Source organism: Actinomyces minihominis, from assembly GCF_900187855.1.
Lineage (GTDB): Bacteria > Actinomycetota > Actinomycetes > Actinomycetales > Actinomycetaceae > Scrofimicrobium > Scrofimicrobium minihominis.
Genome location: NZ_FYEG01000001.1, coordinates 167,204 through 181,346 on the forward strand (window position 1 = coordinate 167,204; position 14,143 = coordinate 181,346).

15 protein-coding genes are annotated in these 14,143 nt (G+C 59.5%); 5 read left to right on the forward strand and 10 right to left on the reverse strand.

Annotated elements, in window-relative coordinates; all coding sequences use genetic code 11:
• Positions 1 to 5: 5 nt before the first annotated feature.
• The 5 genes from prfA to CS903_RS00830 all read right to left on the reverse strand — a co-directional run bounded on the left by prfA (position 6) and on the right by CS903_RS00830 (position 6,049).
• On the reverse strand, positions 6 to 1,097 hold the full coding sequence (prfA, locus tag CS903_RS00810; RefSeq protein ID WP_099331652.1) for a peptide chain release factor 1: 1,092 nt from the start codon (positions 1,095 to 1,097) through the stop codon (positions 6 to 8).
• Between the two features lie 77 nt (positions 1,098 to 1,174).
• Entirely contained in the window at positions 1,175 to 1,393 is a 219-nt protein-coding gene (gene rpmE / locus CS903_RS00815; protein WP_099331653.1) for a 50S ribosomal protein L31, read from the reverse strand.
• Between the two features lie 160 nt (positions 1,394 to 1,553).
• Positions 1,554 to 3,314: a transcription termination factor Rho gene (gene rho / locus CS903_RS00820; protein ID WP_370737633.1), complete on the reverse strand. Its 1,761-nt coding sequence runs from the start codon at positions 3,312 to 3,314 to the stop codon at positions 1,554 to 1,556.
• Positions 3,315 to 3,566: 252 nt separating this feature from the next.
• Positions 3,567 to 4,574, reverse strand: a complete 1,008-nt coding sequence (locus tag CS903_RS00825) for a homoserine kinase (RefSeq protein WP_099331655.1) — start codon at positions 4,572 to 4,574, stop codon at positions 3,567 to 3,569.
• Entirely contained in the window at positions 4,574 to 6,049 is a 1,476-nt protein-coding gene (locus CS903_RS00830; RefSeq protein WP_164996626.1) for an MFS transporter, read from the reverse strand. Before CS903_RS00830 ends, CS903_RS00825 begins: the two co-directional genes overlap by 1 nt.
• Before the next feature lie 46 nt (positions 6,050 to 6,095).
• Here CS903_RS00830 and CS903_RS00835 point away from each other — a divergent pair, with 46 nt between their 5' ends.
• Positions 6,096 to 6,746: a CYTH domain-containing protein gene (locus CS903_RS00835; protein WP_207203708.1), complete on the forward strand. Its 651-nt coding sequence runs from the start codon at positions 6,096 to 6,098 to the stop codon at positions 6,744 to 6,746.
• Between the two features lie 8 nt (positions 6,747 to 6,754).
• Here the strand turns inward: CS903_RS00835 and argS are convergent, their stop codons facing one another.
• Entirely contained in the window at positions 6,755 to 8,434 is a 1,680-nt protein-coding gene (gene argS, locus CS903_RS00840) for an arginine--tRNA ligase (protein ID WP_099331657.1), read from the reverse strand.
• A gap of 181 nt (positions 8,435 to 8,615) precedes the next feature.
• On the opposite strand from argS, the gene CS903_RS00845 reads away from it, so the two are divergent.
• Positions 8,616 to 8,963, forward strand: a complete 348-nt coding sequence (locus CS903_RS00845; protein ID WP_099331658.1) for a DUF6907 domain-containing protein — start codon at positions 8,616 to 8,618, stop codon at positions 8,961 to 8,963.
• A gap of 28 nt (positions 8,964 to 8,991) precedes the next feature.
• Here the strand turns inward: CS903_RS00845 and CS903_RS00850 are convergent, their stop codons facing one another.
• The 3 genes from CS903_RS00850 to CS903_RS00860 all read right to left on the reverse strand — a co-directional run bounded on the left by CS903_RS00850 (position 8,992) and on the right by CS903_RS00860 (position 10,837).
• The gene (locus CS903_RS00850) at positions 8,992 to 9,267 is read right to left on the reverse strand and encodes a helix-turn-helix transcriptional regulator (protein ID WP_164996627.1); all 276 of its coding nucleotides are present in this window, start codon (positions 9,265 to 9,267) and stop codon (positions 8,992 to 8,994) included.
• Positions 9,268 to 9,426: 159 nt separating this feature from the next.
• Positions 9,427 to 10,386 (reverse strand): Gfo/Idh/MocA family protein, encoded by a 960-nt coding sequence (locus CS903_RS00855; RefSeq protein ID WP_099331660.1) that lies wholly within the window; start codon positions 10,384 to 10,386, stop codon positions 9,427 to 9,429.
• A 4-nt stretch (positions 10,387 to 10,390) separates the two neighbouring features.
• On the reverse strand, positions 10,391 to 10,837 hold the full coding sequence (locus tag CS903_RS00860; RefSeq protein ID WP_099331661.1) for a CBS domain-containing protein: 447 nt from the start codon (positions 10,835 to 10,837) through the stop codon (positions 10,391 to 10,393).
• 82 nt (positions 10,838 to 10,919) lie between these two features.
• Here CS903_RS00860 and CS903_RS00865 point away from each other — a divergent pair, with 82 nt between their 5' ends.
• Together CS903_RS00865 and CS903_RS00870 are read left to right on the forward strand one after the other, a co-directional pair.
• Positions 10,920 to 11,411: a GNAT family N-acetyltransferase gene (locus CS903_RS00865; protein WP_099331662.1), complete on the forward strand. Its 492-nt coding sequence runs from the start codon at positions 10,920 to 10,922 to the stop codon at positions 11,409 to 11,411.
• Positions 11,408 to 11,758 (forward strand): DUF2200 domain-containing protein, encoded by a 351-nt coding sequence (locus CS903_RS00870; protein WP_099331663.1) that lies wholly within the window; start codon positions 11,408 to 11,410, stop codon positions 11,756 to 11,758. The genes CS903_RS00865 and CS903_RS00870 overlap by 4 nt, the downstream gene beginning before the upstream one ends.
• A 42-nt stretch (positions 11,759 to 11,800) precedes the next feature.
• Here CS903_RS00870 and CS903_RS00875 read toward each other — a convergent pair whose 3' ends face one another.
• Positions 11,801 to 12,334 (reverse strand): TetR/AcrR family transcriptional regulator, encoded by a 534-nt coding sequence (locus CS903_RS00875; protein WP_099331664.1) that lies wholly within the window; start codon positions 12,332 to 12,334, stop codon positions 11,801 to 11,803.
• A 98-nt stretch (positions 12,335 to 12,432) separates the two neighbouring features.
• On the opposite strand from CS903_RS00875, the gene CS903_RS00880 reads away from it, so the two are divergent.
• Positions 12,433 to 14,124 (forward strand): 3-ketosteroid-delta-1-dehydrogenase, encoded by a 1,692-nt coding sequence (locus CS903_RS00880; RefSeq protein WP_099331665.1) that lies wholly within the window; start codon positions 12,433 to 12,435, stop codon positions 14,122 to 14,124.
• Positions 14,125 to 14,143: the final 19 nt, after the last annotated feature.

Below are 14,143 nucleotides of genomic sequence, written 5' to 3' on the forward strand. Positions count from 1 at the left end.
AGATACTACTGACCCGCAGACTCAAGGCGCACGGCCTCATCGGCAGCGATCGCAGAGTCGATAACATCATCCAGGTTCCCCTCGAGAACATGGTCAAGGTTGTAGGCCTTGAAACCGGTGCGGTGGTCCGCAATGCGGTTCTCAGGGAAGTTGTAGGTACGGATTCTCTCAGATCGGTCCATGCTGCGGACCTGGCTGAGGCGCTTCTCCGAGGCCTCGGCCTCACGCTGAGCGCGAGCTTCCGCAATCAGTCGTGCCCTAAGGACCCGCAGAGCCGCATCCTTGTTCTGAAGCTGCGACTTTTCATTCTGCATGGACACCACGATGCCCGTGGGAAGGTGGGTGATACGAACGGCAGAATCGGTGGTGTTCACGGACTGCCCACCGGGGCCGGAGGAACGATAGACGTCAATGCGCAGATCATTCATATCGATCTCTACGGTGTCATCCTCTTCGACCTCAGGCATAACCATGACGCCGACCGCGGAGGTATGGATACGCCCCTGCGACTCGGTGACAGGAACTCGCTGCACCCGGTGTACTCCACCCTCGTACTTAAGAAAGTTCCACACCCCTTCATCTGGGGTCGGGTTGCCTTTGGCGCGAATCGCCAGTGTGATTTCCTTGTACCCTCCGAGGCCCGTATGGGTCGTGGACAGCTCGGTTGAAGTCCATCCCTTGTTATCGGCGAAGCGCATGTACATGCGTGCGAGGTCGGCGGCGAATAGTGCGGCCTCATCCCCTCCTTCACCGGCCTTGATCTCAATGATGACATCGGAGGCGTCGTCGGGGTCCCTGGGAGCCAGAACGGCCACCAGGTCCTTCAGCGCTGCTTCACGCTGCTCAGAGAGTGCCGTCACCTCTTCGGCAAAGTCGGGATCCTCCTCTGCCAGGTCCTGAGCAGTTTCGAGATCTTCATCAAGGGCGGCAAGCGCGTTAGCAAGTTTGACGATGCGTCCCAGCTCTGCGTAGCGGCGTCCCACTTGACGAGCACGGGCCTGGTTCGAATGCAGGGCCGGATCTGACAGTTGCTTCTCGAGGTCGTGGTACTCCTCAATAAGGGGGGCAACTGCCTCTAGGCTCGGGTGTGTTGACACGGGGTTCTCCGTTGTTAGAAGTGAAGTGAGTATGAGTGAGCGCCGACGAACCAGTTCGCCGGCGCTCTACACATCCGCTACTTCTTGTCGGCCTTCTTGCCGTAACGTGCTTCGAAGCGGGCAACGCGCCCACCGGAGTCCAGAATCTTCTGCTTACCCGTGTAGAACGGGTGGCACTCTGAACACACATCGACACGCATGGTGCCGTCGGCCACCGTGGAGCGAGTCGTGAACTCATTGCCACAGGTGCAGGTCACCGTGGTCTCCACGTATTCGGGGTGAATACCCTGCTTCATGATGTCTCCTCAAGTTTTCCGCCCCGGGTCCACGACATTCCCTTGCGAATATCACGGTGAACCGGAACCAGTAGGTAAGTCTGTCACCTTAATCCCTCCGTGGTCTACCCCGCAGCCCCTGTTGGGGCCGTGAGATCACGCACGCAGGGACGCAGGGTAGCTAATCGCCGGAAGTTGTCCTTGAAACAAGCATGAGGAACTCGGCGTTCGACGAGGTCTCTTTCAGCTTGCCAAGCACCGTCTCCAGTGCCTGAGCCTGATCCAGGCTGCCGAGCGCACGACGCAGCTTCCACATGATCGCCAGCTCCTCAGGCTTGAGCAGCAGCTCTTCGCGCCTGGTGCCCGAAGCGTTGATGTCAATGGCCGGGAAGATACGGCGATCAGCCAGCTGACGTGAAAGGCGAAGCTCCATGTTGCCGGTGCCCTTGAACTCTTCGAAGATGACCTCATCCATCTTCGAGCCGGTCTCTACCAGCGCGGAGGCAATGATCGTCAGCGAACCGCCCTCACGCAGGTTCCGCGCCGCACCAAAGAACTTCTTGGGCGGGTAGAGAGCTGCGGCGTCAACGCCACCGGAAAGGATTCGCCCCGAAGCAGGGGCAGCGAGGTTGTAGGCCCGCGACAGGCGCGTGATCGAGTCCAGCAGGACGACAACATCCTGCCCCAGCTCAACCAGGCGCTTAGCGCGCTCAATGGCCAGCTCGGCAACCGTGGTGTGATCAGACGCGGGTCGATCGAAGGTCGAGGCAATAACCTCACCCTTGACGATCGAACGCATATCGGTGACCTCTTCTGGACGCTCATCAACCAGAACCACCATCAGGTGAACATTCGGGTTGTTAATCTCAATCGCCTTGGCGATCTGCTGGATGATCATCGTCTTACCGGCCTTGGGCGGTGAAACGATGAGGCCTCGCTGGCCCTTACCGATCGGGGCAACCATGTCGATCATCCGCGAGGTCAGAGCCTTCGGCGTGGTCTCCATCCGCAGCTGCTCACGCGGGTACTCGGGGGTCAGTTTGCCAAACTCACGACGCTCCATAGCCTGCTCAATGGTCATTCCATTGACGGAATCAACCCGAACAAGGGCGTTGTGCTTCTGGTTCTGGTTGCCACGGCCACCACGATCAGAGGTCTGACGTGCCGGACGAACAGCTCCGACAACAGCATCGCCCCTGCGCAGGCCCCAGCGACGGGCGTTACCCAGGGTGACGTAGACATCATTCGGACCGGGAAGGTATCCGGAGGTACGGACGAAGGCGTGGTTTGACTGAATGTCAACGATGCCGGCAATCGGGATCAGCGCTGTGTCATCACCGGTCTCTGGCGCCTCTTCTCGGGCCTGGCTGCGTTCGTTTCGATCCTGACGCTGCTGGCCCTGTCCCTGGGACGGACCCTGGTTTCGGTCGCGACCGCGGCGGCGTGAGTTACGGTCCCGCCGGTTCCTGTTGCGACCCGCTTCTCCGCCCTCGGGAAGTGCGATCTCATCCAGGGAACCTACGGCGTGATCCGAGCCTGATGCCGGGACCTCACGATCCGACGAAGAGGTGTCCTGACGTCCGCCGTCACGACGCTGCTGACCGTCTTGCCCCTGACGTCCGCGACGACCTCGGGTCTCAGCGAGGTCCTCAGCTACTGCTGCTCGCACATCAAGTGCCGCATTCACCGCGTCGGTAACCGACTCGGCAGGCTTCTGGGACCGCTCTGCACGACGGGGAGAGCGAGTCTGCGCCGGGGTTTCATCCGCGCTGCGCGGTGCTGACTTCGGCTGCGACTCCGCGGCCGGAGCGCTTTTCTCTGCGGGAGCGGACTGTGATGCGGTTGATCCCGAGATGGCCTCGATGATCTGGGCCTTGCGCATACGCGAAGTGCCCTTGATGCCGCGCTGAGCCGCTAGGGCCTGAAGTTCGGCGAGCTTCATTTTTCCGAGCGAAGCTGCGCTCGCTTCCGAGTTGTGATCCATGTGGAAGAAGATTCCTAACTGTGGGTACCGGCGCTTCACACACGTACTGAAGTGGTGAGTTTTGCGGTGGCAATGCGCGAAAGCAGTAGTTACAAAAGTCTGCGGTCTTCGAAGAAAACCCGCATGGCACGCTTGCAGCTCCATACTACTCACATAGTTGGGACCTTTGGGTCTTTTCTGCGAGTAGTTTAACCATTTCTACGGCACAGATCACACGTCGAGGACGAGACCCTCTGAACTAACTCCCAGACCTAACACGGTCCAGCCAGACTGCTCCACGGCCTCCCTAACCTCCTTGCTTAGGGGCCAGAGACAGATAACAGCGGGTCCGGCACCGGAGAGAAAAGTAGCGTAGCCACGACTGCGTAGCCAGTGGATCAACGCGACCGAAGCCGGAGAAAAAGACTCGCGGTGGTCTTCGAGCACCTCGTCTGTTGTGACCCTCACCATCATCGATTGCCAAGTGGTGCTCGCCTCGTCCTCAGACGGGTACTCCCCACCCGCCTCGGGAGCGCCGTGCCCCCCTATCCCACTGTCTGTCAGCAGGGGGATGATCGCGCTGGCTCGGGCGGCATTGGCCATTGAGCGGCGGAACGATGTTCCGCGAGGAAGAAGCTCTGGACTGTGGGTTTCGCTGGCCGTAAAACCGGGGACGAGGGCGACCGGGTCAACCCTGGGCCCAACTGCAAAGGTCAGGTAGCTCTCCGGGTAGTCCGGATCTGCGACGCCCGGTGTGGTGGGTAGTTTGAGGACGAGCTGGGCCTCGAGAGCTGCCAGGAGACGCGCCTCATCTCCCCCTCTCTTCACCGCAAGCGCGACTAGGGCTGCCTCTGTCAAGCGCTGCGGTTTACCGAGGATCGTCCAAGCGCCGTAGATGCCCGCAAGAGTTTGCGCCTCGAGATCACCCAGTCCAACCCCGACAGGAATCTTCTGTCTATAGGTGAGGTGGATGCCGATCTGTGGCGCCCCCACGGCATCAAGTACAGCGCGAATCGCCGCGATCGTCGGGTGGGCCTCCACCTCGTGGTCGGCGAGCCAGTACTCAGGGGTATCGGTCGGAGTCTGATCGATGATACGGACCCGACTGGTACCGGCAACCGCTCGGATTGTCACGACGTCCGCGGTACCAAGCGCCATCGCGAGTGCGCCGTGGGTCGGCCCGAAGTCCACGGTTGTGGCTGGAACCATTACCTTGACACGGTCAGCACGAATCCTCATTACCCCTCCCGGTCTCTACTTCCCCTATGGGCACCGCGCCCACGCCTTAGTTTGTCAGCAAGGGAAGACAGGAAGGAGAGGAACACGATTGCTGCTGTCACGATTGACGCAGCGGCCATTGCTTTTCCAGACTGGTCAGGGGACTCAACGGTGTTGAGGGTGCGGAAGTAGATGCTGGAAACGACGGCAAGTCCAACTGCGGCACCGAGCCTCTGGAAGGTCTGTAGCAGTGCCGCGGCAATACCGGCAACCTCGCCGGGCACATCCTCGAGGGTGAGGGTCTGGTTCGGTGATATCAGAAGACCGGAACCACATCCGGCCACAGACATGAAGAGAATGACTGCAAATGGCTGAACCGGGAGCGGAACCCACTGGGCACTGGCCGCCAGCAAAGCAATGGAGATGGAGACAATCAGTGCTCCGGCGATGGGAATGTTTCGGCCGTGAACCGTGACCAGACGCCCGGAGAGCCCCGACGCAAATCCTGAGATGATCGCGAACGGCATGGCAGCCAGGCCCGCGTACCAGGGTGACCAACCCATTCCCTGCTGCAGGTACATGGTGCTGGTAAGGAATATTGACGAGAACCCTGCGAAGTAGAAGGAGGAGGTGAGGACTCCGAGGACGAAGGAGGGGTTGTGGGCCAGACGGGGGTCGAGCAGCACGGTTCCCCCACGGCTGTAGGACCATCTCTCCCAGAGGTAGGTGGCGAGGGCGGCTAGCGCTGCCACGCCCAGCAGCCAGTACCGGCTAGCACCACTCGCAGAATCTCCACTTCCCTCGGAGTCGAGGAAGGTCACCATGACCGCTAGCACTGTCACGGAAACAAGCAGGATACCAATGGGATCAAGCATTCGGAACAGTGACCGTCCCTCTCCCTTATGGCCGGGAAGGTTTGGAAGGTACTTGGCTGCGAGCGGTAGAACGACGAGACCGATCGGGAGGTTGATCAGGAAAACCAGACGCCAACCGATGTCAACAGGGGCCAGAGACACCAGCGCACCACCCAGCACCGGGCCGATGGCGGTGGAGACACCGACGATGACACCGAACGCACCGAAAGCTTTGGCTCGAGCTGCCCCGCGGAACATGTCCTGCATCATCCCTAGGACCTGCGGGTTGAGGATGCCTGCAAAGACACCCTGAACAAGTCGCATGACGGCAAGCATGGTGTCGTCGGTAGCGAAACCAGCCCCTGCTGAAGCTGCGATGAATCCCGCCAGACCAATCATGAAGAGGTTGCGGCGCCCAAAAATATCTCCGGCACGACCGGCGGCAACCAGGGTGAGGCCGAAGGTCAGGGTGTAGCCCGCAACGATCCACTGGATCTCCTGGGATCCCGCGTTCAGGCTGGATTCAATGGAGGGAAGTGCAACGTTCACGATCGAGACATCAAGCAGGGTCATAAAGCCAACGGCAAGAATGATGCTGAATGGAACCCACTGACCCCGTAGTTCCGAACTTCCCCTAGCCACACTAAATCCTTCCGTTGCCACCTGCGGCAAAACACCACATCGCACCATGGACTACGGTGATGATATGCACACCGGTGATACGGATTTCGAGTACGAGCGCCGTTTTATCGCGCTCTCTTTACCCACTGAACTACTTGTTGATAATAGGCCAGACGTGATCGTCCAAACTTACTTCCTTGCATCAGAGGGGTATGGACTGCGAGTTCGTCTCCAAGCAACACAGCCCGAAGAGATTCTGCCCATGGATCTCGAAGGCAAGGAAGCAGTTGCGCTGTTTGCGGACCGATTTGACCTCTGCATGCTCACCGTCAAGGGCCCCTACATCGGAGGAACCCGCTACGAGGCAGAACGTCCCATTGATGTTGGCGTCGGCGTGCAGATGAGCCTCCTGGGGGGCCTCACTCTCGCAAAAAGACGCTTCGGAGTTTGGCTCGGCCAGGACGGTTGGGTTATCGACGAGTTCACGGGTGAGAATCGACCGTTGATCGTCGCCGAATGCGAACGAACCTCCCCTGTGATTAACCTCGAAATCCCCTCGTTTGTCACAGCCGAGATCACCGGAGACTCCCGGTTCTCCAATGATGAGCTTGTCAACAACCCCTACGAGAACTGGAAAAGCACCTACCTCGAAGAACTTGCCTCCCTCACCTCCCGCTTTGAGAGCGGGTTCGGTGAGAACAGGCATTTTTCAGCCTAGGAGCTCCGTTACATCCGGTCGGGCGCGGTGACCCCCAGCAGTCCGAGGCCGTTGGTGAGCACCTGGGAAACCGCATCGTTGAGCCAGAGACGTGCAACATGGGCATCGGTGACTTCCTCCCCCGCCCGCGGTGTCACGCGGCACTGTGAGTACCAACCGTGGTACGTCGATGCCAAAGATTCGAGGTAGCGCGCCACTCGATGTGCCTCTCGAAGAGAGGCCGCCTGTGCCACCAGGGCCGGGAACTGGGCCAGCGCCCCGAGCAGTTCCTTATCAGCGGGGTGATCCAGCAATTCCGGGTGGAACCCGGCCTCCTTTGATACACCGTGCTCGGCAGCATTTCGCGCCACCGAGCAGGTGCGCGCGTGGGCGTACTGCACGTAGTAGACAGGGTTGTCGTTGGTGTTTTGGGTCAGAATATCGAGGTCGATAATCAACTTGGTATCAGCCGAAACACGAACCATCGCATAGCGTGCAGCATCGACGCCAACCGCGTCGACCAGGTCCTCCTGGGTCACTACGTTGCCGGCACGCTTCGACATACGAACCGCGACGCCATCTTTCACCAGGTCGACCAGCTGACCGATGATGATCTGCATGTTGACTCCGGGGGTGTCCCCGAGCGCCGCACAGACTGCCATCATGCGCCCCACGTAACCGTGGTGATCGGCCCCGAGAAGGTAAATGGCGGTGTCTGCTCCGCGTTCACGCTTATCCAGGTAGTAGGCAACATCTCCCGAAAGGTAGGCGGGCTCCCCATCAGACTTGATGAGGACACGGTCCTTATCGTCCCCAAAATCGGTTGAACGCAGCCACAGTGCCCCGTCGTTCTCAAAGATGACACCCCGATCACGAAGCGCGTCGATAGCGCGATTAACCGCACCCGACTCATGAAGGGAGTCCTCATGGAAGTAGACATCGAATGCGACGCGGAAGTCGGCGAGGCGAGCTTTGATCTCTTCGAACATGATCGCCACACCCTCGCGGCGGTACACCTCAAGGGCTTCCGCATCATCAAGGGTGGCGGGATCCGGCCGACCCGCAGCTGCCTCTACTGCACGAACACTGTCGGCAATCTCAGTAATGTAGAGGCCGCCGTAACCATCCTCGGGTGGCTGCTGGCCGCGGGAGCGCGCCAGGAGGGAGGCAGAAAAGCGATCGATCTGCGCCCCGTGATCGTTGAAGTAGTACTCGCGGGTGACATCAGCGCCCGAAGCCTCGAGGAGGCGCGCCAAGGCATCACCCACGGCGGCCCAACGAGCCCCACCCAGATGCACCGGGCCCGTGGGGTTGGCCGAGACAAACTCAAGGTTGATCTTCTGACCGGCCAGGGCGTCATTCGAGCCGTAGGTCGTACCGGCTTCAAGAATTGTTCGAGCCAGTTCCCCAGCTGAGGCGGCATCAAGGCGGAAATTCAGGAAGCCTGGGCCTGCGACCTCAGCGGCTGCGATCCCGTCCTCTTCACGAATACGGGCAGCAAGAAGCTCTGCTAGTTCACGGGGGTTCATGCCCGCTTTCTTCCCCAGGCGCATCGCAACGTTGGTTGACCAGTCCCCGTGCTCGCGAACACGAGGACGCTCAACCACGATCTCTACTGGGACATCTTCTTCACTGATGGCAATGTCTCCTTCGGTGGAAGCCGAAAGGAGAGTCTGGCGGATTAGCCTACCGAGTTCTTCTGGGGTCATGTAGCCAGATTAGTCGGTTTGAGGCAGGACTCGACACTACGGGGATGCCTCTGGGACACGTTGACTGATAGTTCTCACACTTCGCGGTTCTCCACAGGCTCCATCACCCACCGTGGCGATGCAAACCGTAAATCGGCATTCTTGGTCGCACCGACCACTCTTCGGACCTAAGGAGATGCAGATGCCACCTGATGACTGCCCATCATGGTGTAGCCGAGAGCACGAGGACTTCTCCTCGGGTGAACTAGAGCCGGCCTTTGGCGATGACTTCAGTGACTACATCCATTCAACTAGGCAGGCTCCCGTTCCTGCCGTCACCTTGCGCAAGTGGGGGGTCGGCGCAGCCACGGTTGAAAACGAGGTGCTCGAAGTCGTCCTCTTCCAGTATCAGTTTCACCAGGGATCCCCGGGCCCGGATATCGCCCAGGAAGAGTGGGTTTTCATCGGCGGTGATGAGAACGCCTTCACCTTGACTCGCGAGAGCGCCAAACGGCTTTACCGCCAGTTGGGCACTGTGCTGGCCTACTAGGGGTGAACCTGCCCCCGTGCCCAGCGCCCTAGTGAAACTCTGGAAGATCTCGGGCCGGAAGGATATCCTCTACCCCCACATCGAGGGCATTCGCAATGGCTACCAGCGTCGTGAGGGTCGGGTTGGCAGTGGCACCCTGGCTATCCAGCCCACGTTCCAGGCGCTGATAGGTGTACCTCGAAAGACCCGCGGCGTAGGCTACGCTCTCCTGCGACATTTCCCGGTCTCGTCGAACACTGTGCAGGATATCGCCGAGATCCCGGGCGTACTCAGCCCACACCTCGGAATCACGGAGTTTCGACATGAGACTACCGTTCCGGACGGGGCCTACAAATACGACCTCATAGGTTAGGCCACTTATATGTGGCATCCCAGGGTGGAAGTTACCCTACGCTACGGGGGCTCCAACCCCCTCTGGACTGCACCTTTGTGGTTTCCTTCAGCTCCGGAGGGCCCGGGTTCGTCACATTGAACGAGCTAGGTGCTCATCCATGATTTCTCGGGCGGCAATCGTGATATCCCTCCAGCGGGGTTCTGTGCCGCCCATTTGGACCTGCCTTGCGAACTCCTCAAGTTCAAAGTGCATGCCTTCAACCGGAGCAGGGTGTGGAGCATCAAGCAGAACCTCACGCGTTCCTATGCGTGGAATGAGCTCTATGTGTGACGGCTGAGCCAAGTTATCGATAGTGAGCGCTCCACCCTCTCCCACAATCGTTGAGGGAGTGACACTGGAGATGACTTTCGAGTAAACGATGTCAACCAGCATCGAACCGTAGTCAAGGAGGATGGATCCAAGTGCTTCAAAGCCATTCTCAAGGCGCACACTGGTTCCACTGGTGGAGTGCGGGATTCCGAACCAATCGAGTGCCGGTTCGAGGCAGTAGACCCCTATGTCCGCTACCGCACTATTACCCAGGCCCGGATCAAATGCGTTGGGTGCCTCACCGGCCCGATGCCGGTCATAGCGTGAGGAGTACTGGAGATTTTCCAGGTGTGCGTAGCGCAACTTTCCAAGTCTTTGGAGAGCCTGCCTTATTAGCTCGTGATGGGGGGCGTGAAGGCTTCTGGTCGCCTCCATCGCCACAACACCCTTATCTTCAGCTGCCGCAAAAACTCGCCGCGTGATTTCAGCGTTCTCCGCCATGGTCTTTTCGAGGAGGACGTGCCTACCGCGGGCAATGGCCGCAAGCGCCTGTCCTGCGTGCGCCGAGGTCGGACTGGCAACATAGACGGCGTCGACGTCCTCGAACATCCCATCGAGGTCGCTGTAAGAAGCGGCCAGCCCATGCTGCTGCGCAAACGCGGCACCCCCCTCTATGGTGCGAGAGAAAACGCCGTGGGGAACCACCGCACCATTGGTTTGCCGTGCGGCCTCAACGAACCAACTGCTGACGAAGTTGGTTCCGATAATCCCAAATTTCATGGGACTAGTTCATGCGCTGCGCAAACGCACTCTCTGAGTGCACGTACCTCTCAAGGTGATCACGCTCTGCCTCTAGGTCATCGAGGCGCGCCTTGACAACGTCACCAATCGATACAATCCCGACAAGATGACCACCATCAACCACCGGCAGGTGACGGAAGCGTCCGTTGGTCATGACGGTGGCAAGTTCCTTCACTTCGTCATCCGGGGAGCACGTGGTGACGGCTGTGGTCATGATCGCCGTCACCGGATCATCCACGCTTCCTGCGCCGGCCAGGTAGCGAACCACGTCACGCTCAGAGGCAATGCCCGCCAGGGAGTCCTCATCCAGGATGACAATTGCGCCAATCCTCTTCTCCCACAGCAGGGAAACTAGTTCGGCTATCGTCGCAGTTGAAGGAAGCGAGACAACGTCGCTTCCCTTCTTTCTTATGATTCCAGTAACGTCCATGGGAAAAAAGTACCACTCGTGACGCAGATCACTGAAAGGTGTCCATTGCCCGGACCATGCTCACCCTGCCTAGAGTTGCCCCATGGAGATTGAGCTATATAGCGAAGAGCGCCACCGCGCCTTCTCAGAGATGTTCCTCGACTATTTCCTGGGCGACTTTAAAGCGCCCTTCTCAGAGGAGATGATCCGGGACGAGATTATCCCCAAGTACACCGAACTCTCGAAGCAAAACATCGCCCCCATCCTGCTTGCGGTCGAAGAGGGCGACCCAATTGCATTCATCAACTTTCAGATCGACTCTGAGAACAGCAACTGGAACGAACGCCCGGGGTGGGGCATGATCCGCGAGATCCACGTCAACCCTGGCTTCCGCAGGCACGGGGTCGGTTCCGTTCTGGTCCGAATCGCCACCCGTGTCATGAGGGGTTCCGGCGCCACACATGCCTACCTGACCACCGAGGACACCTTTGAGTTCTGGGAGAAACTGGGGTGGAAGCGCACCGATTCCATCGCCCCCAACGGAGGCACCATCATGGAAAAGGATTTGACCGAGGACGAGGACGCCACACAGTGAACCGTCACAGGATCTTTGACATACCCCTGGCAGACATCTACCCCCTCTACCTCACCAAGGTGACAAAGAAGGGGCGCAGCGAGGCTGAACTGACAGAGGTCATTAACTGGCTCACCGGCCTGGGTGACGGCGACCTTGCCAGGCACCTTGAGGCTCGCACCACGCTCGAAGACTTCTTTGCCTCCGTGGACCTCAATCCCAACGCCTCCCTGATCACCGGCAGCATCTGCGGATACCGCGTCCAGGATATTGAGGATCCCCTCATGCAGAAGATCCGCTACCTGGACAAACTGGTTGACGAGTTGGCCAAGGGACGCCCAATGGAAAAGATCCTCAGAGTCGGCTAGGTGACCCGGGGCCGCGCATCCAGCTCGTGGCGACACCGCCCCCTAGCCTGCAACCTCCATGCCCAGGGCAACGATCCCGCGATGAATCTCCTCATCCGAGAGATCCCTGAGGGTTTCATCGACGGCGGGCGCCACCAGACCCGTAAGGAACATTCCCACCTTCACCCTTCGAATGGGGTCGGGGTTGTCCCCAAGAAGCTGCTCTCGCATCTCTCTAAAAAGACTTCCTTCACTCCTCACAAGGGAGATAACAGCAACATCGCTGAGCATGACCGCGTAGAGACTCCGGTTGGCGATGGCTCCATCCGCAAGTCCCTCAACCACCGTTCTCACACGGTCCTCATGTTCGGAAGTTCCCCGGGCCGCCTCGACCAGAGATTGGAGACCTGTGATTGCCGGTTCGAGGACGGCGGCAACAATGCCGTCTTTCGAGCGGAAGTGATAATAGACAGCCGCTTTTGTAACTCCCATCTCGTTTGCAATCATCTGGAGGGAGGTCCCATGAACACCGTTTTTGGCAAAAAGTGCCAGTGAAACGTCAACGATGCGGTCCCTGGTAGAAAGTTCAGCGCTCATAGAAAGTAAATCTACTTGCCGATCGGCTAGTTTCGCTACACAATGGTACTGGTCGTCATGGAGGACGACACTAAATAGACAGAGTGGAGCCAAAAACCATGAGCAAATCTGTTGTCCCTTCGGGTCCTGTTGCACACGATACCGAGGTCGACCTTCTAGTTATCGGATCGGGCACCGGCCTGGCTGCCGCCCTTTCGGCAGACGAGCTCGGCCTCAACGTCCTGGTCGCCGAAAAGTCCGAAGTCGTAGGTGGTAACACCGCCCTGTCCGGTGGCGCCTACTGGATCCCAGGCAACCCGGCCCTCATCCGCGACGGCTTTGATGACACGGTGAAGCAGGGACACGAGTACCTTGAGGCAATCGTCGAGGACTCTCCGAAGGATCGCTGGGAGTCCTTCCTAGAGAACGGCCCCGAAGCAATCGAGATGATCGAGCGCACCACCCCCCTGGAGTTCTTCTGGGCTGAGGGCTACTCGGACTACCACCCTGAGAACCCCGGCGGCGCCGCCATCGGTCGTACCTGCGAGTCGAAGCCGTTTGACGCTTCCGTCCTCGGCGAAGAACGGGCCCGCCTGCGCGGCGGCCTCATGGAAGCCCCCATCCCCATGCCGGTCACCGGAGCCGACTACAAGTGGATGAACCTGATGGCCCGCACCCCGCTGAAGTCGTGGCCCAAGATCATCAAGCGCGCCGTTCAGGGTATTGGCGGCCTAGCCTTCAAACGCGAGTACACAGCGGGCGGCCAGGCCCTCGCTGCCGGTCTCTTTGCCGGTGTGGTTCAGGCCGGTATCCCGGTGTGGACCCGCACCTCCCTCGTCGACCTCATTGAGGAAGATGGGGCAGTCGTTGGCGCCGTCCTCGAACAGGATGGCAAGAAGGTTACCGTTCGCACCCGACGAGGCGTGGTTCTTGCCGCCGGTGGTTTCGAGCGCAACATGGAGGCCCGCCGCAAGTACCAGGGCGAGTCCCTCACCCAGGACCTCAGCCTGGGTGTGGATGAGAACCAGGGCGATGCCATCTGGATGGCTCAGCGCCTCGGCGCAGGTACCCGCCTGATGAATGAAGCCTGGTGGTTCCCTGGCGTTACCCCGATCAACAAGGGTGACAGGCCGGGCGTTTTGCTAGCCGAGCGTGCTCTTCCCGGATCGATGATCGTTGATGAGACAGGACGTCGTTTTGTCAACGAAGCCACCGGTTACATGGTCTTCGGGCAGACCGTCCTGGAGAACCGTGCTGCCGGTCGCCCGATCGAAGAAATGTGGCTGGTCGTCGACCAGGCTTACCGCAACCGTTACGTCTTTGCCGGTTCGATCTTCCCGACCATGCCGTTCCCGAAGGAATGGTATGATGCGGGCATCGTCGTTTCCGGTGACACTCCCCGTGAGCTTGCCGAAAAGATGGGCGTTCCAGTCGAATCCTTCCTCGAACAATTCAGCGAGTTCAACGCCATGGCCGAGGCCGGCATCGACAGTGATTTCGAGCGCGGTAACTCCGCGTACGACCGCTACTACGGTGACCCGACCCAGAAGCCGAACGCGAACCTTCGTCCTCTCGGTGGCAAGCTGTACGCCGTCAACATCTCCCTGTCCGACCTGGGAACCTGTGGTGGCCTGATGGCTGATGGATCCGGTCGTGTTCAGCGCGAGGACGGCACCGTTATCCCCGGCCTCTACGCCATCGGTAACACCGCGGGGAACGCTTTCGGTCACGTGTACCCGGGTGCTGGCGCCACCATTGCCCAGGGCATCGTCTTCGGTCACGCCGCAGCTAAGGACGCCGCGCGCAAGTAACTCAGTCTAGAGCCAAGAC